Source organism: Sulfitobacter aquimarinus, from assembly GCF_040149565.1.
Lineage (GTDB): Bacteria > Pseudomonadota > Alphaproteobacteria > Rhodobacterales > Rhodobacteraceae > Sulfitobacter > Sulfitobacter aquimarinus.
In genome coordinates, this window is the sequence record NZ_JBEFLO010000002.1 from 492,333 (window position 1) to 511,536 (window position 19,204).

A 19,204-nucleotide genomic window follows, 5' to 3' on the forward strand; every position below is an offset into this window, starting at 1 on the left:
GTTTGTACGTGTATTTTTACTGAGGTGATTTCTCCAAATGGCTACTTTGAATGTTCAGAGACAAAACGCTGATGCACTAAGTATCGAACTTGCTGAAGGGGAGGCACTCTATGTGCTGGGCGCAAATGGATCTGGCAAGTCAACACTGCTCTTCAACTGGGGCAAGCAGGACAAGACCTCACACCTTATTGCGGGCAACAGAGAAATTAGCTTTGCTTCAGCCGCTATTACGACCAGCGCTCAGCAGAGTTCCAAGCAGGAACAGTACGCCAGAAGCTCGATCCAAGGAAATAGTGAAGCCCGTTTTTCTCGGCAATACCATAACAACGCCGATTGGCTAAACGGCCTACTCTTCAGGTTGAAATCACGGGGTGACTATCTCTATTCCGAATACTTTGAGGCAGACAAGGCGGGCAATGATGCTGAGAAGGCACGGATTGCCTCGGAGATGCCTATCGATTTGCTCAACTTAGCATTTATGTCTGCAAATTTGCCGATCAGTTTGAATTGGGACGACAAGTCGAAGCTGAACGTCAAGAAGGAAGGTATTGAAGGCGAATACGGGTTCAACGAGATGTCTGACGGTGAGCGGTCCGCTTTCATTATCGCCGCGAGCGCTATCCTTGCCGGGCAAGCCGCCACTATTTTCCTTGATGAGCCAGAGAGACACCTCCACAGGTCAATCTCTAGTCCATTGCTCTCATATCTTCGGCAGATACGACCAGATCTCAAATGGGTTATTTCAACGCATGACCTGAGCCTGCCAAGAGATCATCAAGACGCTCAAATTCTTATTGTCTACGCTTTTGACGGCTCAAACTGGCAGGCGGAAAAGATCGACAATATTGGCTCTCTCGATCCGTTAGTTGCAGAAGCGATCTACGGAGCGCGTGAAAAGGTCATTTTTGTTGAAGGCGATGCGGAAAAAAGTTTGGATCTGCCTCTTTATAAATTGTTCTTTGCAGGGGCGACCATTGTGCCGTGCGGAACATGCAAGGATGTCAGAAACTCTGTAATCTCGCTAAACAATTCGAGTGGCCTTCATCACATGCAGGCAGGCGGCATTGTCGATTCCGATAACCGTCAGGACCTAAGTACATTACAGGCCGAAGGTATTGCGGCTTTGGGTGTCTACGCGATTGAGTCAGTTTACTATCATCCAACTGTAATTGAGGCGGTTATTCCAATAGCAGGGACAGACGTAGCCCTTTCAGATGTCCTAGCCGGAGCCTGTGCTTCAATATCTGATGACAACATTGAGGCCCTAGCAAAGGACGCAGTCTATAAATCCTTTCGACAGGAGTTTGAAAGCAAGCGGATAAGTGCAAGTGAGCTAATGGAGAAAACAGCAGACTTTCAGATCACTTTTGACGACCCGACCGCAAAGCTAAATAGACTTAAAGAGGAACTGAAGGCGCTAAGGGAGTCTGGGAACTGGGAAGGCTTGATCCAAAAGATGAAGATCAAATCTACTCCGTCCACAAAACAAGTTGCAGTCACGCTCGGTTACAAGGGGACTAAGCAATATGAAGTTGCTGTCCAAAAGCTGCTGATGAAGGGTGATGCGTTGCGTAGAAGCTTAGAGGCGGTCATTCCAAATCCAGTTCCAGAACCTGCAGCCAATGCGCCCCAACCCAGACGTAGTCCTGCAAGCTGAGTGAGCTGCTGATCCACTGTCGTAACTTGGTGGTGCTCTTGGGTGGCCTCATTTTTGCTCTTTGGTTGGGTGGAGAACTGATAGCATTGATAAAAACGCAACCTAGCAGGGGTAGTCGAAATGCGTTCCTATTATCGCAAAAAGCTCAACAGATTGATTGGCGCTGCCGGAAAAGAGGAGTTCATCCAGCTTCTGTGGGCAACACATATATTACAATCAGACAATCCCGAACCCGCAAGAAAATTCATCCAGTCTGACACGATTCCTAAGGGTGCAGAAACTGTAGAGATGTGGGACGAGCTTTCGATAAGGCCTTGGGAAATTGAAACGCTCGCTAACGAACTGATGACGGTCCGCAAAAAGAAGACCACAAGGAACGGAAGGACGCGAACACTTCATTGGGATCATTTCCAAGCTGCTGCCCAGTGTGTCAACTGGCTAAGGCATCTCGAAAATGCTGAATTTAGCATACAGAAAGAACGCCAGGACGTCTTTTTTGAGATGGGGCGGATCGCAGCTCGGCAATTCGATTGGCAACGTGGGTACGTGAATGTTCCTCAGTTTTATCGGAACGTCTATGTCTATGGTCAGGGAGAATGCGCGGCATATTTCGAGCGCACACATGGCATTTCCCTTGATCGCTTTGTTCATATTGGCTTCATGCTTTACGTTCTTCTGACTCAATACCCTGTAATCCGAAACAACGATGTTTGGGGGCAGATGGGGATCAAACCATATGAAGTTGAACGTGTCTTGTCATTGGTTGCGCTTCCGTATCCTCAAGCGGCAAAGCAGGCGCGAGAAAACCGTCGAGGAGTTATTCATACCGCTGACAAACCTAGCATATTGCGGCAGTCACCCTGCCTCAGGTTCGGCGAAGAAGGCGAAAGGATACGTGCTCCATTGCCTGATTTGATCCTCGAGAGAGTTACATCGGGTGTATTCTACGATGTGGTAGGAGGCGGCGGGCCAATTAGAGATGACTATGGTAAGCGGTTTGAGGACTACTGTTTCAACTATTTAACCACTTCACTTCCCAACTCGAAGTGGACGCGTGAATTCGACTACCGCAAGAAACCAAATTCCTACGCATCTCCAGACATTCTTTGTTTTCTGGAAGGGGAAATAGATATTGCGATAGAGTGCAAAGCTACAAAGATGTCACATCAGGCGATGTTCGGAAGAGACCCTATCGCAGCTAGAGGGTACGAAGACATGACGAAAGCGGTGTTTCAGATTTGGAGATTCTTTTCCCACTGCCGCCGTGGCTTTTCTGGCCTGTCTGTTACCCCAGACGCGGTAGGTGTCGTACTCACGCTAGATAATTGGCTAGAAATGTCGGAGCCTCTAAGGAGGCTGGTGTTTAAAGGTGCGGAAGAGATGGCCTGCAAAAAAGAACCGTTAATCACGGAAGAGGATCGTAGGCCAATCCCATTCGTCGCAGCACCTGAACTAGAGAGGACTTTGACTGTCGTTAGCGAAGCCAGCTTTAAAGAGGCTCTAATTTCGTCCAACACCACAGAATTTCTAGGTTGGCGGCTGGATACTATAGCTCACAAGCTACCTGTGGAGGCGGACAAAGATAAGCGAAGATATCCATTCGCAGATGATCTAGGGCGATTGCTACCTTGGTGGGAAGATCGAGGGCGTAAACCTCCCACTTTCTGAAAGAGGCCTTTCGGTCAGATGTCACGACGATTATTGGTTCTTATTTTTCGTCCAATGGGCGGACACAAGGATGGTACACAGCTCTTGAAGGGGAGGGGCTAAAAGTATATTAAAACAACATCCTATAAGAACACCTCAAGAGTTCGAGTCTCTCCGACCGCACCAATCTATCTTCCTAAAATGCAATTGTTTGCGGCGAAGCCGATGGGTCGATCGTCTGTTGATGTTGCGTGCAGGAATGCGCATCCCTTACCCGACCAAGTTGAAGAGCAGTATCTATGTTTACCTTGTCGGCGCAGCGGCTGACGTGGCAAAAGCTTGTCGTCAGACGCCAATCAGAAAAAGCACCGGGACCAGAGATATTGCCAAAGCCAAGCGCCTGTTTGGCTTGACGCACGACGCGTAAGGCAATCCGGACGAGTTACAGACAAGCTACTCCAGTCTAAAGACCGATAGGCAATCTAGGCCAAAGAACAGATGTTGTCCGCGAAATGCACTAGGCCGATGCCAAAGTTCCACTCCAGAAAAACGCTGCGGGAAGAGGAGTGCAGAAGCTCCGCATACCGCTCGCACGAAATACCTTTGCACAGTAGCCGTAAACGCAAAATTCATCTGTGCGAGGCATAGCTATGCCTGTTGCAATTCGGTGCGCAATGCCCCTTTGGGAGCGGAATGGAATGAAAACGGCCATATTCATATCGGCAGCAATGCTGACCACGGCGGCATTGCCTGCTGTTACCCTTGCGACCCAGCCCGCGCCAGATCGCGACGGCTTGGCGCTGGTCGTCGCAGCCCCTTGGGGGCAGCCCATCACGGACGTCCTGGCGGCATCTGGTGTCCCCGAAGCCTTCCCCGATCGTGCGCCCTTTGGGGCCTTTGTGGTTTTGTCCCATACCGACAGCCTTGAGCGTCTTTATCAAAGCGGTGCTTGGTTTGTCCTGAACGGAAAGAAGATATTGGAATTATGCTGAAAAACGCTTCAAACCCCGCCCTGTCGGCAAAAATCTGGACCAGTGAAGAGTATTTGCGACAGGCGGTCAGCTGGTTGCTGGTGCCGCTGTCTCCTGCTGCGGCCTTCTTTCTGAACAGTCTGGAGATGTGGTGGGTGTTTGCCATTGCAGGGGGCGCTTTGGGCCTGTTGGCATGGGCCAGCAGCCAAATGTCGGACTCGCTGCGCAGCTATGTGCTGAGCTTTACGTTCGTCGGCCAGTGCATTTTGTTCACATCCGCCCTGGTCGGGCACAAATGGCAGCTGGATTCGCATATGATGTTCTTTGCGATCCTCGCGATTGTGTCGACCTTGAACAGCGCGCGTGCGCTGCTGCTGGCGACAGTTCTCGTTGCGGTCCATCACCTCTCGCTGAGCGTTCTTCTGCCACGGATGATTTTTCCAAGCGCGGATTTGGTGCAGAATATAGAGCGCGCCGCATTTCATGCCGCAGTGGTGATTCTGGAAACAAGCATCCTTATGGTGAGCCTTGTGAAACGCAGTGCGGCTGAACAGGCGTTGAAACAAGAGCAAAACGAATCCCGTCAGCAAGCACAGGCCGCTACTCAAGCGGAGCAAGAGGCGAACGAGGTGCGTAAAAGTGCGGAATACGTTGTCGAGGTGCTGGAGCGCCACCTGAGCGATCTGGCGGACGGCAGGCTGGACAACGAGATCGGCGGAAACTTCCCCGCGCAGTACATCCAGCTGCGCGAGAGCCACAACAGCGCCATCCGGAAACTGGGTGCCACAATCAACGAGGTAACGCAGACCGCAAAGCGGATCGAGATGAATATCGGCGAGATGAGCGCTGCCACCACTGATCTGTCGCGCCGCACTGAAACGCAAGCCGCCACACTGGAAGAGACTGCCGCAGGGATGCAGGTGATCGCAAGCTCGGTGGACGAGGCCGCAAGCAAGGCCAAAGACGCGCAGCAGGGTGCCACCGAAGTGCGTAACGAAGTCATGGCCAGCGGAGAGATTGTCAAAGGTGCCGTGACGGCGATGGAAGGGATCGAGGCATCTTCGACCCAGATTTCCAAAATCATCAACGTGATTGACGACATCGCGTTCCAGACTAACCTTCTGGCCCTGAACGCGGGCGTCGAAGCCGCGCGTGCGGGCTCTGCCGGTAAGGGGTTCGCGGTGGTCGCCACCGAAGTGCGCGCGCTTGCGCACCGCTCTGCCGAAGCTGCAAAAGAGATCAAAGGATATATCAAGCAAAGCACCGATCAGGTCACATCAGGTGTCGATCTGGTGGGGCAGGCGGGCGCCTCGATCGAGGCGATCGTGAACCAGTTCAACGAAATTGCGGACTCCGTCTCGCAGGTGGCCAGCCGTTCGGGCGATCAGGCGCAAGGCTTGGATGAGATGAATTCGAGTGTTGGAAACCTCGATAAAGTGACCCAGCACAACGCAGCAATGGCGGACGAGCTGTCGACCAAAGGCATGCGGCTGGCGGCAGATGCCAAAAGCCTGCTGGATTTGATGCAGGCCTTCCAGACCAGCCAGACGGTGAATCTGGCGCACCGAAACGCGGCCTAGGGGCCGTTGCGCCGTGGCCGCAGCTTGGGCTATTCCTGGGTTGTGCGGGCAGGGACCCGCGGCGTGATAAAGGGCGGTAAAGACATGAGCGCATTTGACGAGGACTTATTTCTAAAGGGTTTAGCGCAACGCAAGGCGACACTGGGCGCGGAGTATGTTGAAAAGAACCTTGCCGCCGCCGATGATTTTACGCGCCCTTTCCAAGAGGCGATGACCGCGTGGTGCTGGGGCTTCGGCTGGGGCGATGACGTGATCGACGCCAAGACGCGCTCGATGATGAACCTGTCGATGATCGGTGCGCTGGGCAAGATGGCCGAATGGGAAACCCACTGTCGCGGGGCTCTTGGCAACGGGGTGAGCCACGATGAACTGCGGGCCATCATCCACGTTATCGGCATCTATTGCGGTGTGCCGCAGGCGTTGGAATGTTTCCGCGTGGCCCGCAAGGTGATCGAAGAAACACCCTAACACTGCGGGTGGCGCTATGGACGCCAGTCGCGATGGCGCCGCTTGGCCTGCCCTTACCTGTTGGCTAGGCAACGAAATGCCCCCCGCGCAGGTGGCGCGAGGGGCAGGGGCGTTTAGGCCGCAAGCCATGCGCGGGCGCGGATATCCTCAAACCGCTGGCGGCGCAGGATCCGGCCATCGCGAAACACTGGCCCCAGCGCGTCGGCCCCTTGCGGGATATTGGCCGCAGGCCGTGCTACCAGCGCACCGTGGTCACTGCGCATCACGCCTTGCTTGCCGCGCCGCGAGGTTTTGGAGCCCTTGGCAGTCACCGGATCTTTGTAGACATCGTGCCATGCGCCGCCGCGATAAATCGCCGAAGCCTTCATCGCATAGCCAAAGCTGTCGCGGTCAAGCTTTTGCAGCAACCCGCCGCCCATGCCAAAGGCGATGTTGGAGATGGCCAAACCCTGCGCCATCATCGCCTCCATGATCGCGAGGATCGAGTGTTGATCGACACCGTCGCCTTGAATCACCCGCACCTTGTCATTCAGCACGCGGTAGCCTTGGGCGTTGGTGGTATACCCGAATTGAACCATCAGCGCCTCGATCACCTCGGGCACAATCGCAACGGGGTCACCGCTGTCGGGACGCACGACCAGCACGCCGTCACGCGCCAGCACTGCCTTGCGCAAGGCACCACCCCAATAGTCACGGATCGCCCGCATCAGGTCGTAACTATCTGACACACAGGCAATTATGCCGGTTGGGTTCACCTCCAGAAAGCGCCGCATCTGGTCGCACTCCCCCGCCACACCTGCGGCGGTCATGGTCGAGTGTTCGGTCGCGGGGATCGAAAAGCCAGCCATATCCGCGCCGTAGACATTGCGCGCCACAACCAGCCCGCCGATGGTGTCGGTGCCTGCTGCGTTCACAAGGTGCGCCGCACCGCCAATGGCCGCTGCATCCGCACTGGCGGCACCACGGGCACCAAAGTCGTGCAACTTGAACTCGGCCCCGTCCACAGTCCCATCAGTCATTTCCATACGGGTCCGAATGGAGCGCATGACGCTGTGCGACAGGCTACACACGGTCGAGGCATACCAGACCGCCCGCAGCAATCGAGTCTCAAGATAGGACACCAGCCAGAAACAGGCAGGGTCGGTGTTTTCAATCCGCACCTGCGGCACGGCGACGGGGGCGATGGTGCCCTCGGGCAAAGCTTCGATCAGCACGGGCAAACGGCCGCCGTGCGCGTCGATAATATGCTGCCACCCTTCCACAAAAATCTCGAACCCGTGGGTGCGCAGAAAGGGGGCGGCTTCGTCCAGCATCACTTGGGTTACGACCTCACCCGCCAGCTTTGCCAGCTCGATCTGCAAGCCGAAAAAGACGACGTGGTCGATCTGCCCCCACGCGCGGCGCGGCTCGATATAGGATGACACATATTCGGTGCCCTCGGGGTATTGAGTGAAGTGGGAAAGTTTGTAGCTGTCGGTGTCAAAGATCAGATTTTGCGCATCAACAGCGGTATCAAACAGCGCATAAGCGCTGGCGTTTCGTGTGGTCATTGTCCTGTTCCTCCTCGGATTTGGACGGTCTGCGCTGTGGACCTCCCACAGCGGTAGGGTCTGCACGATACGCTCGCGCAGCAGCGATCTTTAATGCGCCATCAGGATGGACGCATAGGCAAAGGGCACTTCGGGAACCATCGCGTGGATGATGTCAAAGTGGTCCTCGAACAGCGTGTCGGGCGTGATCTCGGTGATCGGCACCCATTCTGCGGCTTGCGCGTCACTGCCCGATTTCAGTTTCTCCAGCTTGGCGCGATCTTGCAGCTCAAAGACAAACGCCTCGGTCCGCACCCAGCCTTTTTCCGAGCGTTCAGGATGGTCAAACACCCGCCGCGCCCGCATCCGCCCGCGCATCGCGCCGCGTGGCATGTCCAGCCCGGCTTCCTCGTAAAGCTCGCGCAGGGCTGCATCCTGGGACGTCTCGCCGGGGTCAATGTGGCCACCGGGCAGGGCCCAAAGCCCGCGGCCCGGATGCGCGCCCCGTTTGACCAGCAGTACATGGCCCGATTGCACCACCACCGCATCGGCGGTGTTCACTGGGATCGGGTAGCCATAAACGGCCTCGGCCGCTGCCGTGCGGGCGCGGTAGTTGCTCACGAATTTGCCCTCGTCGCGGATGGTTTGCACTGCATCTTTGTTGGCGTCTATCCACTGGGTCACGGGCGCGACATGGGCCGTGCCAAAGCGGGCGGGATCGTGTGTGCCGAAGAACAGCGCCTCGCGCAGGTCGGTGGCGTTCAGAATGGCGGTGCCGTCTTTGGTGGGGGTCGCATCCAGCATTTTCCACGTCGGGAACCAACTGAGATAGCGCGAGGATTTATCCTTCTCGAACCCCGTCAAAATGACATCCGTCGTCGCAGGATCAAGCCCTGCCTTGCGCATATGCGCGGTCACAGCGGTGCGGACATTGGTGGTCCATGCGCGGTCATTATAAAGCGTGTCCACCAAGGGAAGCGTCGCCACAGGTTTATCCAGCGCAGCGGTGCCCGCCATGATGAAATCGCGCCGCTCGGCGTAGGTAAAGGGGTTCTTCCAGGAGCGCGGGCGATACGCGCTGCCCACCAGCAACAGGATACTGTCCGCCGCGTCGAGTGCGCGGGTGACGACGTCCATATGTCCAAGGTGAAAGGGTTGGAAACGGCCGATAAATACAGCCAGAGTCTGTTTGGTCGTCATAGCGTGCGTCCTCCGCAACGATGTCTGTCCGAGACCTCCTCGGATAGCGGTATCCTATCCAAAGCGCTGACAGATTTCAACCACGACATGCAAAACCCCGCCATGCATTTGCTGCAAGGCGGGGTTTCGTGTCGCGATAACAGCGGCTTAGACCGCAGGCGTAAACCGTGCATCGGCTGGAATAATCGGCGGTGCGTCGTTCGTCTCGGCGATGCCATAGCCCGCGGCGCGCTTGTAGGCGGCGGCATGTTCGGCCATCTCGGCGTGGGGGATCACGTCCTCGATCCGCTCGAATTGCCCGCCGCAGCGCTGCTCGACCACGTCGAGGATTTTATCCGGTCCCGCAGAGCGGTTCATCAGGATGATCTTGGAGGTCGCGGGCAGCATTTCGGCCTCGTAAGCCTGCAAGGCGTCTTCGGTCAGGCCGTGCTGTAGGAACCGCGCCACCAGTTTCCGCGCATCCGTAATGCCCGCGCCCGCCCCGTTGGAGCCGACGGGATAGGCCGCATGGGCCGCGTCACCCATCAGCGTGGTGCGCCCGACCGTCCAGCTGTCCAGCGGGTCGCGGTCCACCATCGGGTATTCGAACACCTCGTCTGTGGCGCGGATCAGGGCAGGGGCATCCAGCCAGTCAAACTTGATCTGCTCAAACGCGGGCAAAAAGTCGTCCAGATTTGCGGCGCGGCTATAGTCTTCCTTGCGGAAGGCATCGGCCTTGTCGACCTGCAGGTTGCAGATCCAGTTGATTGTGGCCAGCTCCGTCTGCGGGTCAGGGGCCGAGATGGGATAGCTGACAAAGCGCAGGCCCTCATGCCCGATCAACACCATCGACGCGCCGCTTAGAAACGGCTTGGCCTGCGTGGTGCCGCGCCACAGAACCGCGCCGCTCCATTTGGGCGCGGCCTCTTGCGGCTGCATCTGGCTGCGGATCGCGGAATGGATGCCGTCCGCCCCGATGATCACGTCGCCGCGCACCGTTTTGCTTTGCCCGTCGCGGCTGGATAGGGACAAGACGGCCGCGTTGTCCTCTTGGGCAAAGCCTGTCGCCTTCCACCCCGTCTGCACCGCGTCCGGTCCCGCACGGCGGATCACCTCATCGTAGAGCATCATGTGCAGCCGCCCGCGATGCACCGAATAGGCGGGCCAGTCATAGCCCGCGTCATGGCCGCGTGGTTCGGTCCAGACATGCAGACCCTTTTTGGTGTAAAACCCGTAATCCTTCAGGCGGATGCCCACCTCGTCCAGACGGTCCTCCAGCCCCAGTGCGAAAAGCTCGCGCACGGCAGAGGGTTGCAGGTTGATGCCCACGCCCAAGGGGCGCATCCGGGCGGCGGACTCAAAGACCTGAAACGGGATGCCCACCTGATGACAGCTCAGCGCAAGCGCCAGCCCTGAAATCCCGCCACCTGCAATCAATACCGTCATCGTATCCCCTTTTCGTTGTTGCGCTGTTTTAACGATCCTGCGCGGTCATTTGCAATCGTCCGCGCGGCACAGTGCAGGGCGGGGCGTGGCATTTCGCTCTGCCCGCTCAAGATATAGGGGGGATTTGCGCGCAAACCGCATGAAGCTGTTTGCGTAACAGGGTATTCCCCTTGTATGCTGGCGCGAAAATAGAGTGTGAAGACCCTGATCCAGAGCTGCGGCAAACCGCAGACGGCGTACGAGGGGTTCGAGTCTGAGGAAAGCCAAGTGAAACCAATGTTTCGGATCGGGCTGCGGGGCCATGCAGTAGCGGCGGCGGTGCTATGCGCCGGCGCCATCGGGGCGCAAGCCGCAGATGTACGGCTGAGCGGTGATGTAGGGGACGACCTCAAGGACACGCTGCGCGGTGGATCGCTGTTGGTCGAGCAGACCTTGCTGGAGGAAAATAAACCGTCGGCCTCCGAGATTTTGGCCGCAGCCCAAGCAGATTACAAACGTCTGTTGGCTGTGCTTTATGACAACGGACATTTTGGTGGCAGCATCAGTATTCTGGTCGATGGACGCGAAGCGGCAGGTATCGCGCCGGTCAATCCACCCGCCAGCATCTCGAAGGTGCAGATCAAGGTCGATGCGGGGCCGAAATTCCGCTTTGGCAACGCCCGCATCGCGCCTTTGGCCAAGAACACCACGCTCCCCGATGGCTTTGCCACTGGTGAAACCGCCAGCTTGAGCGTGCTTAAAAATACCGTCTCCGCAGGCGTTGACGGGTGGCGCAATCGCGGCCACGCCAAGGCCGAACTTGCAGGGCAGGAACTGACCGCCAATCACCCCGAACGGCGCATTGATGCCGCCCTGACCCTGCGGCCCGGTCCGCAATTGCGCTTTGGCCCGCTGCTGATCTCGGGTGAGACGGACGTGCGCCACCAGCGCATCATCGACATCGCGGGTCTGCCCGAGGGGGAGGTCTACTCCCCCGAAGAGCTGCGTCTTGCCACGGACCGCTTGCGCCGCACCGGAGCCTTTAACGCTGCCGTCCTCACGGAGGCCGAGCAGATCGGCCCGAACAACACGCTGCCCGTCACCGCCCAGATCATCGACGCCCCCAAGCGCCGCATCGGCTTCGGGGCCGAGCTTGCCTCGCGGGATGGATTGGCGGTCAGCGCCTTCTGGCTGCACCGCAACCTTTTGGGCGGGGCCGAGCGGCTGCGCCTTGACGGTGAAATCAGCAGCATCGGCGGTGACACAGGCGGCACCGATTACAGCCTGTCCGCCCGATTTGACCGTCCCGCCACCTTTAACGAGGATACAAATTTCTTTGCGCTCGCCAAGCTTGAGCAATTGGACGAGGAATCCTTTTTCTCGCGCCAGCTTGACATCGGCGCGGGGATCGAGCGGCGGGCCAACGAAAAACGCACCTACACGCTGGGCCTTGGGCTGCGCACGGCGCAGACCCGCGACGCCTTTGGCGAGAATGAATATACCCTGCTGACCGCCCCTTTGGGGACCGTATTTGATTACCGCGACAACCCGCTGAATGCGCGCAAAGGCTATTACTTCAAGGCCGATGTGATGCCCTTCCTTGCGCTGTCAGGCTCGGACAATGGCGTGCGCAGCTTTGTCGATCTGCGCGGCTATCACACGGTGGGCACAGCGCGCCCCGTGACCTTTGCCTTGCGCGGTCAATTCGGATCGGTCGCGGGGCCGGACCTGTCCGAAGCGCCCGCCGACTACCTGTTTTACTCGGGCGGCGGCGGCACCGTGCGCGGCCAATCTTATCAGACCCTTGGCGTGGCCGTTGGTGATGACACCAGCGGCGGGCGCAGCTTTCTGGGCCTCTCTGCCGAAGCACGGCTGAGCGTGACCGACAGCATCGGCATCGTGGCCTTTGCCGACGCAGGCTACATCGGAGAGGAGCAGTTTTATGACGGCTCTGGCATATGGCATTCGGGCGCGGGGCTGGGCCTGCGCTATGACACCGCAATCGGGCCCATTCGGCTGGACGTGGCGGTGCCGACGTCTGGCCCCGAGGACGAAGACGACTTTCAGGTTTATATCGGTATAGGGCAGTCGTTCTGATGCGTATGATCCGCCTTGCTCTCGCTTTTGTTGCCGTACTCTTTGCCGTGCCTGCCTACGCACAGGAGGAAGACAAAGGCTTTCTCGTCTCCAAAATTCAGGAGCTTTTGAGCAGTGCGGGCCGTGACGTGCAAATCATCGGTTTTCGCGGGGCGCTCAGCTCTGCCGCCTCGTTCGACCTGCTGTCCATTGCCGACGACGATGGTGTCTGGCTCACGATGGAGGATGTCGTTCTGGACTGGAACCGCTCTGCGCTGTTGCGCGGGCGGCTGGAGGTGGAGGAGCTGAGCGCCGCGCGCATTGATCTGCCCCGCCTGCCAGTGACCGAGCAAGATGCGCCGCCAAGCGCCGAGGCCACGCCGTTTACCTTCCCCACGCTGCCCGATCTTCCTGTGTCCATCGACATTCAAAAGCTGCGGATCGCGCAACTGGATGTGGGCGAACCGATCGTGGGCGAGGCACTGCGCCTGCAGATGACAGCCAATGCGCAACTCAACAGTGACGGTCTTGTCGCGGAATTTGTGGCCAGCCGTACCGATGGCAAACGCGGTGACTTTGATCTGGCCGCGATCCTGTCACGCGATGCGGGCACACTGGATCTGACGCTAAAGCTGAGCGAGCAGGAAAACGGCATTGCGGCCACTGTGCTGGCCATCCCGAACGAACCTTCGGTAGATTTGAGCGTGGTGGCAAACGGCCCGCTGGATGATCTGGTGTTCGATCTGCAAATCGACACCGACGGGTCCGAGCGTTTGGCGGGCGAGATTGCGGTCAAGACAACAGGCGACGCAGCAAACCCCGACCGCCGCATCGTGGCCGATATCGGCGGCGACATCACGGCGGTGATCGCGCCCGAATACCGCGATTTCTTTGGCCCTGATGTGGGGTTGAAGGCCGACGCGCTTCTTGCGGCGGACGGGTCGGTCTCTGTAGACCAGCTGGATCTGCAAGCGGCTGCCGTTGACCTGCAGGGGCAGGTGCGCCTTGACGCTGACAAATGGCCCGCGTTCATCGACATCGAAGGCACCGTGGCCCGCGCCGATGGCAAAGCGGTCTTGCTACCGGGGGGCGAGGGCGACGTGGCGCTCGACCGCGTCACGCTGAACATCGACTATGATCTGGATGCGGGCGAAGCCTATGAGGCGCAATTTGACATCACCGACCTGACCAGCGCTGCGGCCAGCATTGCGCAGACCACGCTACGCTCGACAGGGACGCTGACGGGGGCCAATGGCGCCATTGGCCAGCTGCGCGGCGCGGTGCAGTTCGGCGCACAGGGCGTGACCCTGACGGACCCCGCGCTGGCCGAGGCGGTTGGCACGGATGTGACAGGGCGTGCGGATATCAACTACCTTACCGACCAGCCGTTCCGCATCAGTGCGCTGGCGCTTGAGGGGGCGGATTACAACCTGCAAGGCGATCTGGAGTTCAGCGGCCTGGGCGCGGGGCTGCAAACCACACTGGACGCTGTGCTGAACGCCACCGACCTCAGCCGCTTTTCCGCGCTGGCGGGGCGCGAATTGGACGGTGCCACATCGCTGACCCTCAAGGGCAGCGTCACACCGCTAAGCGGGGAGTTCGACCTGCAAGCACAGGGCACGGCCGAGGGGATCAAGACGGGCATCGCGCAAGCTGATGCGCTGCTCGAAGGGCGCACAGATGTGCAAATGAATGCCATTCGCAACGTGAACGGCACCTTTCTGCGCGGGCTTGAGTTGAGCAATGCGGCCCTGCTGATGACAGGCGAGGCGCAGCTTGCCACCGCCTCCAGCCGGGTGGACGCGGATATCGTGCTGCGCGACATCGCGGTGGTGCTGCCGCAATACGAGGGCCGCGTGGAGCTGACGGGCAGTGCCATAGGCGACACCGAAGGCTGGCGTGTGAATGTGGATGCGGATGGTCCCTATGGTGCCAATGTCAAGTTGGACGGGCTGGCCACAGGACCAGATGCGGAACTGGCCTTTACCGCCGCCGTGCCGCAGGTGCAGGATTTTGCGCCAGAGGTCACAGGGCCGCTGAACGCTGCGGGCACCCTGCGTCAAACGCCGCAAGGCTGGATGCTGCAAACTGATGCAAACGGGCCTTATGACGCGACTGCGCGGATCAACGGATTGATCACGCCCGCCGTGGACATCAATTTCGATGTGTCCGTGCCCCAAGTCTCTCGCGTGGTGCCCCAGGTCAGCGGCCCGTTGCGCGCCCGGGGGCAGCTGCGCGTGACTGATGCGGGCATTGTGATCGACACAACCGCAAGCGGCCCCTACGGCGCTCGGGCCAAGGTTGCAGGGCTTGCCACGGGCGACAACATGGCGCTTGATTTCGATGTATCCGTGCCCAACGTGGCACCGCTGGCCCCGGGTGTGAACGGACCGCTTTCGGCCAATGGCACCCTGCGCCAGACCCCTGAGGGGCTGGTCGTGCGCACCAATGCCTTTGGTCCCTACAGCACCCGCGCCTCGGTGAACGGTGTGGTGACGGGGGCGGATGCGGGCGTGGCCTTTACGCTCAATATGCCCAACCTCGGTGCGCTGGTGCCCAAGGTCAGCGGCCCGCTGAGCCTTGACGGGCGGGCGGACAAGACGCCTGCGGGCTGGCAGATCAACACCTCGGCCCGTGGCCCTTCAGGTACCCAAGCGCAGATCGCGGGTCTGGCCCGCAACGATGGCACGCTGGACATCGGGATCAACGGCAGTGCGCCCTTGGGCCTGTCCGCGCCCTTCATCGCGCCGCGTAGCCTGCAAGGTCAGGCGCGGTTTGACCTGCGCCTTGACGGCCCCGCGGGGCTGGAGGCCCTCAGCGGAACCATCCAGACCACAGGTGCCACGCTAACCGCGCCGAACCTGCGCGTGGCGCTGGAGGGGATCAACGCAACCGTGCAAATGGCCAACTCCCGCGCCACTGTGGACATGACCGCACGGGCCAGCAATGGCGGCGACATTGCCGTGAACGGCACCGTGGGGCTGTCGGGGGCACAGCAGGCGGATATCGACATCGCCCTGCGCAACGTGGCGCTGATTGATCCGCGCCTTTACCGGACCTCGATCAGCGGAGCATTGGGCCTGCGCGGCCCGATTTCAGGCGGGGCGCAGATCAGCGGCGGACTCACGATCAACGAGACATTTGTGACTGTCCCCTCGACGGGACTGACCAGCATTGGCGACATTCCGGACATTACTCATGTGGGCGCGTCCTCTGCCAACCAGAGAACACGCGCCCGCGCAGGGCTGTTGGATCAGGGCAGTGCCGCCAGCGATAATGTTACCTCCTCGGGCGGGGGCAGTGGCGGTTTTGGTCTGGATATTCTGGTCGACGCACCGGGGCGGATTTTTGTGCGCGGGCGCGGCTTGGATGCCGAGCTGGGCGGGCGCTTGCGTCTGACGGGGACGACCGACAACATCATCTCGACAGGCCGGTTCGAGCTGGAGCGCGGGCGGCTGGACATCTTGGGCAAACGGTTTGATCTGGCCGAAGGCAGCGCCCAGTTTCAGGGCGATTTTGTGCCCTACATCCGCTTCGTCTCGACCACCTCGACCGACACGGGCACCGCCAGCGTCATTGTCGAGGGTCCGGCAGACGCGCCCGAAGTGACCTTTGAAAGCTCACCTGCAGGGCCGCAGGACGAGGTGCTGGCCCAACTGTTGTTCGGGCGCAACCTGTCCGAGATTTCAGCCTTTCAGGCGCTGCAACTGGCCAACGCAGTGGCCACGCTGGCAGGGCGCGGCGGCACCGGCGTGGTCGGCAATCTGCGCGACCGCTTTGGTCTGGATGATCTGGACGTGACCACCACCGACAGCGGCGAGACGGCATTGCGCGTGGGCAAATACCTCAGCGATAATGTTTATACAGATGTGACGGCGGCGTCTGACGGAACGGGCGAAGTCTCGCTCAACATCGATCTGACGCCCAACCTGACGGGACGGGCGACACTGGGATCGGACGGAGATTCATCCATCGGGATATTCTTCGAGAAAGACTATTAACCCGCAGGGGTGAAGCGCCCGAAGGTGCCGCGTTTGAACAGCAGGCCGTCAGGCTCATCGGGCTGGGTGGCGATATGGGTGATCTGGCCCAGAATGATCGAATGATCCCCCGCGCCATGCACCGCATATGCGTCACAATGGAAGGTGGCCAGACACCCGCGCAGCGTAGGCGCGCCGTTGGGACCTTCATCATAGGGGTAGGGGGCAAAGTCATGCCCTTGGGCTGCAAAATGGCGGGCCAGTTCGGTTTGCTCGGCGCTTAATACATGAATGCAAAACGGGGTCTGCCCTGCAAAGGCATCATGACGTTTCGAGCTGCGCGCCGCCGACCACAGCACCAGTGGCGGGTCCAGCGAGACAGAGGAAAACGAATTCGCCGTCATGCCCAAAGGTCCCTGTGGCGATTGCACAGTGATCAAAGCCACACCAGTGCCAAACTGCCCCAAGGCGCGGCGCAGATCGGTGGTGCGGGTGGGGTCGGGGGTAAAACTGTTCATGTCGGTCTCCAATGGGTTCAGCGGTGCCACGCAACGCGGGATTTGTCCAGTGGGTTCGGGGGGCGGCATTGGCGCGGTCGGGCGCTCTGCGGCACTCTGCCACGCAGGCATGTGGCGGTGTTTGGATCGCTGCCCGGCAAGAACGGCAAAAGGCGCCCCCGAAGGGACGCCTGTTACATCACCGCATGTGCGATGATGATTTACTTGTTCATACGGTTGGCGATCAGATCATCCACCACCGACGGGTCCGCCAGCGTCGAGGTATCACCCAACGCGCCGAAATCATCCTCGGCAATCTTGCGCAGGATGCGGCGCATGATCTTGCCCGAGCGTGTTTTCGGCAGCCCCGGTGCCCACTGCAACAAATCGGGAGAGGCGATGGGGCCGATTTCCGTGCGGACCCATGTGCGCAACTCGGCGCGCAGCTCGTCTGTGTATTCCTCGCCGCCCATCAGGGTGACGTAGCAATAGATGCCTTGGCCCTTGATCTCGTGCGGGTAGCCGACAACGGCGGCTTCGGCGACTTTGGGGTGAGCGACAAGGGCGCTTTCGACCTCTGCCGTGCCCATGCGGTGGCCCGAGACGTTGATCACGTCATCGACGCGGCCCGTGATCCAGTAATCGCCGTCTTCGTCGCGTTTGCAGCCGTCACCGGTGAAGTAATAGCCGGGGTAGTCGGCGAAATACGTCTTCTCGAACCGCTCGTGATCGCCCCAGACGCTGCGCATCTGGCCGGGCCAGCTATCGGCGATGCACAGCACGCCTTCTACGGGGTTGCCTTGCAGTTCTTCCGCAGTGGTGGGTTCCAGCACGACCGGTTTGACGCCAAAGAACGGCTTCATTGCCGAGCCGGGCTTCATCGCATGTGCACCGGGCAGCGGGGTCATCAGGTGGCCGCCTGTTTCGGTCTGCCACCATGTGTCCACGATGGGGCAGGTGCCGCCACCGACGACGTCATTGTACCAGTTCCACGCCTCGGGGTTGATCGGCTCACCCACGGTGCCAAGGATGCGCAGGCTGCTGAGGTCCGATCCTTTGACGTGGTCGTCACCTTGCGCCATCAGCGCACGGATGGCTGTGGGGGCGGTGTAGAACTGGTTCACTTTGTGCTTTTCGCAGACCTGCCAGAAGCGGCCCGCATCGGGATAGGTCGGAACGCCCTCGAACATGACGGTCGTCGCGCCATTGGCCAGCGGGCCATAAACGATATAGCTGTGGCCCGTGACCCAACCCACATCCGCCGTGCACCAGAAGATGTCGCCGTCCTTATAGTCGAACGTCGTCTCGTGGGTCAGCGCGGCATAAACCAGATAGCCGCCGGTTGAGTGGACGACGCCCTTGGGCTGACCCGTCGAGCCCGAGGTATAGAGGATGAACAGCGGGTCTTCGGCGTCCATCGCCTCAGGTTCACAGGTGGCCGAGGCAGTCGGGGCCAGCGCGGTATAGTCCACATCGCGCGCCTCGTTCCATGCCACATCGCCACCGGTGCGGCGCACCACAAGGCATTTGACGGAAGCGTCGCAGGTCTCCAGCGCCTTGTCGGCGTTGGCCTTCAGCGGCGTGTTGCGCCCGCCGCGCGGTGCCTCGTCCGCGGTGATCACGACCTTGGCTTCGGAGCCATTCACACGGGCAGCCAAAGCATCGGGCGAGAAGCCCGCAAAGACAATGGAATGGATCGCACCGATGCGCGCACAGGCCAGCATGGCAAAGGCGGCTTCGGGGATCATCGGCATATAGATGATGACACGGTCGCCTTTGCCCACACCCATATCCTTGAGGATATTAGCCATTTTGCAGGTGCCTGCATGCAGGTCTTTGTAGGTGATGTGCAGGGCGTCGTCTTCGGGGCTGTCGGGCTCCCAGATGATGGCTGTCTGGTCGCCGCGTGTTTCCAGATGGCGGTCGATACAGTTGGCGGCGACGTTCAGCTGCCCGTCCGCGTACCAGTTGATCTTGACCTGACCCAGCGTGAAATCCACGTCTTTGACTTGGGTAAAGGGTTTGATCCAGTCCACCCGCGCCCCTTGCTCGCGCCAGAACGCATCGGGGTCGGCCAGCGACGCGGCATACATCGCGTCATATTTGGCCTCATCAACGTGGGCAGCAGCGGACAGGTCGGCACTGGGCGGATAGGTTTTTGCTGTTGTGGACATAAAAGGTCTCCTCCTGGGGGC

At 59.5% G+C, this 19,204-nt stretch carries 12 protein-coding genes; 7 read left to right on the forward strand and 5 right to left on the reverse strand.

The window, feature by feature from the left end:
• Positions 1 to 37: 37 nt before the first annotated feature.
• The 5 genes from ABMC88_RS06485 to ABMC88_RS06505 all read left to right on the forward strand — a co-directional run bounded on the left by ABMC88_RS06485 (position 38) and on the right by ABMC88_RS06505 (position 6,323).
• A complete protein-coding gene (locus ABMC88_RS06485) occupies positions 38 to 1,657 on the forward strand; it encodes an AAA family ATPase (RefSeq protein WP_349576022.1) in 1,620 nt (539 codons plus the stop codon).
• Positions 1,658 to 1,777: 120 nt separating this feature from the next.
• A complete protein-coding gene (locus ABMC88_RS06490; RefSeq protein ID WP_349576023.1) occupies positions 1,778 to 3,325 on the forward strand; it encodes a hypothetical protein in 1,548 nt (515 codons plus the stop codon).
• A gap of 677 nt (positions 3,326 to 4,002) precedes the next feature.
• Positions 4,003 to 4,296 carry a hypothetical protein gene (locus ABMC88_RS06495; protein WP_349576024.1) on the forward strand — a complete coding sequence of 98 codons (294 nt, stop codon included), beginning with the start codon at positions 4,003 to 4,005 and terminating at the stop codon, positions 4,294 to 4,296.
• Positions 4,290 to 5,855, forward strand: coding sequence for a methyl-accepting chemotaxis protein (locus ABMC88_RS06500; RefSeq protein ID WP_349576025.1), 1,566 nt, complete (start codon positions 4,290 to 4,292; stop codon positions 5,853 to 5,855). The genes ABMC88_RS06495 and ABMC88_RS06500 overlap by 7 nt, the downstream gene beginning before the upstream one ends.
• Positions 5,856 to 5,939: 84 nt before the next feature.
• A complete protein-coding gene (locus ABMC88_RS06505; protein ID WP_349576026.1) occupies positions 5,940 to 6,323 on the forward strand; it encodes a carboxymuconolactone decarboxylase family protein in 384 nt (127 codons plus the stop codon).
• Positions 6,324 to 6,436: 113 nt separating this feature from the next.
• Here ABMC88_RS06505 and ABMC88_RS06510 read toward each other — a convergent pair whose 3' ends face one another.
• From ABMC88_RS06510 to ABMC88_RS06520, 3 genes are all read right to left on the reverse strand, one after another.
• Positions 6,437 to 7,873 carry a nicotinate phosphoribosyltransferase gene (locus ABMC88_RS06510; protein WP_349576027.1) on the reverse strand — a complete coding sequence of 479 codons (1,437 nt, stop codon included), beginning with the start codon at positions 7,871 to 7,873 and terminating at the stop codon, positions 6,437 to 6,439.
• A 90-nt stretch (positions 7,874 to 7,963) separates the two neighbouring features.
• Positions 7,964 to 9,052, reverse strand: a complete 1,089-nt coding sequence (locus tag ABMC88_RS06515; RefSeq protein ID WP_349576028.1) for an NUDIX domain-containing protein — start codon at positions 9,050 to 9,052, stop codon at positions 7,964 to 7,966.
• 147 nt (positions 9,053 to 9,199) lie between these two features.
• A complete protein-coding gene (locus tag ABMC88_RS06520; protein WP_349576029.1) occupies positions 9,200 to 10,477 on the reverse strand; it encodes a flavin-dependent oxidoreductase in 1,278 nt (425 codons plus the stop codon).
• Between the two features lie 276 nt (positions 10,478 to 10,753).
• Here ABMC88_RS06520 and ABMC88_RS06525 point away from each other — a divergent pair, with 276 nt between their 5' ends.
• Positions 10,754 to 12,553, forward strand: a complete 1,800-nt coding sequence (locus ABMC88_RS06525; RefSeq protein WP_349576146.1) for an autotransporter assembly complex protein TamA — start codon at positions 10,754 to 10,756, stop codon at positions 12,551 to 12,553.
• Entirely contained in the window at positions 12,553 to 16,533 is a 3,981-nt protein-coding gene (locus tag ABMC88_RS06530; protein ID WP_349576030.1) for a translocation/assembly module TamB domain-containing protein, read from the forward strand. Before ABMC88_RS06525 ends, ABMC88_RS06530 begins: the two co-directional genes overlap by 1 nt.
• On the opposite strand, the gene ABMC88_RS06535 is transcribed toward ABMC88_RS06530, so the two are convergent.
• Both ABMC88_RS06535 and acs read right to left on the reverse strand, forming a co-directional pair.
• Positions 16,530 to 17,030, reverse strand: coding sequence for a flavin reductase family protein (locus tag ABMC88_RS06535; RefSeq protein WP_349576031.1), 501 nt, complete (start codon positions 17,028 to 17,030; stop codon positions 16,530 to 16,532). The genes ABMC88_RS06530 and ABMC88_RS06535 overlap by 4 nt on opposite strands.
• Positions 17,031 to 17,230: 200 nt before the next feature.
• Positions 17,231 to 19,183 (reverse strand): acetate--CoA ligase, encoded by a 1,953-nt coding sequence (gene acs / locus ABMC88_RS06540; RefSeq protein WP_349576032.1) that lies wholly within the window; start codon positions 19,181 to 19,183, stop codon positions 17,231 to 17,233.
• Positions 19,184 to 19,204 lie beyond the last annotated feature (21 nt).

Coding starts and splice junctions, on each gene's coding strand:
- ABMC88_RS06485 (WP_349576022.1), top strand. CDS start 38: ATGGCTACTTTGAATGTTCAGAGACAAAACGCTGATGCACTAAGTATC.
- ABMC88_RS06490 (WP_349576023.1), top strand. CDS start 1,778: ATGCGTTCCTATTATCGCAAAAAGCTCAACAGATTGATTGGCGCTGCC.
- ABMC88_RS06495 (WP_349576024.1), top strand. CDS start 4,003: ATGAAAACGGCCATATTCATATCGGCAGCAATGCTGACCACGGCGGCA.
- ABMC88_RS06500 (WP_349576025.1), top strand. CDS start 4,290: ATGCTGAAAAACGCTTCAAACCCCGCCCTGTCGGCAAAAATCTGGACC.
- ABMC88_RS06505 (WP_349576026.1), top strand. CDS start 5,940: ATGAGCGCATTTGACGAGGACTTATTTCTAAAGGGTTTAGCGCAACGC.
- ABMC88_RS06510 (WP_349576027.1), bottom strand. CDS start 7,873: ATGACCACACGAAACGCCAGCGCTTATGCGCTGTTTGATACCGCTGTT.
- ABMC88_RS06515 (WP_349576028.1), bottom strand. CDS start 9,052: ATGACGACCAAACAGACTCTGGCTGTATTTATCGGCCGTTTCCAACCC.
- ABMC88_RS06520 (WP_349576029.1), bottom strand. CDS start 10,477: ATGACGGTATTGATTGCAGGTGGCGGGATTTCAGGGCTGGCGCTTGCG.
- ABMC88_RS06525 (WP_349576146.1), top strand. CDS start 10,754: ATGTTTCGGATCGGGCTGCGGGGCCATGCAGTAGCGGCGGCGGTGCTA.
- ABMC88_RS06530 (WP_349576030.1), top strand. CDS start 12,553: ATGCGTATGATCCGCCTTGCTCTCGCTTTTGTTGCCGTACTCTTTGCC.
- ABMC88_RS06535 (WP_349576031.1), bottom strand. CDS start 17,030: ATGAACAGTTTTACCCCCGACCCCACCCGCACCACCGATCTGCGCCGC.
- acs (WP_349576032.1), bottom strand. CDS start 19,183: ATGTCCACAACAGCAAAAACCTATCCGCCCAGTGCCGACCTGTCCGCT.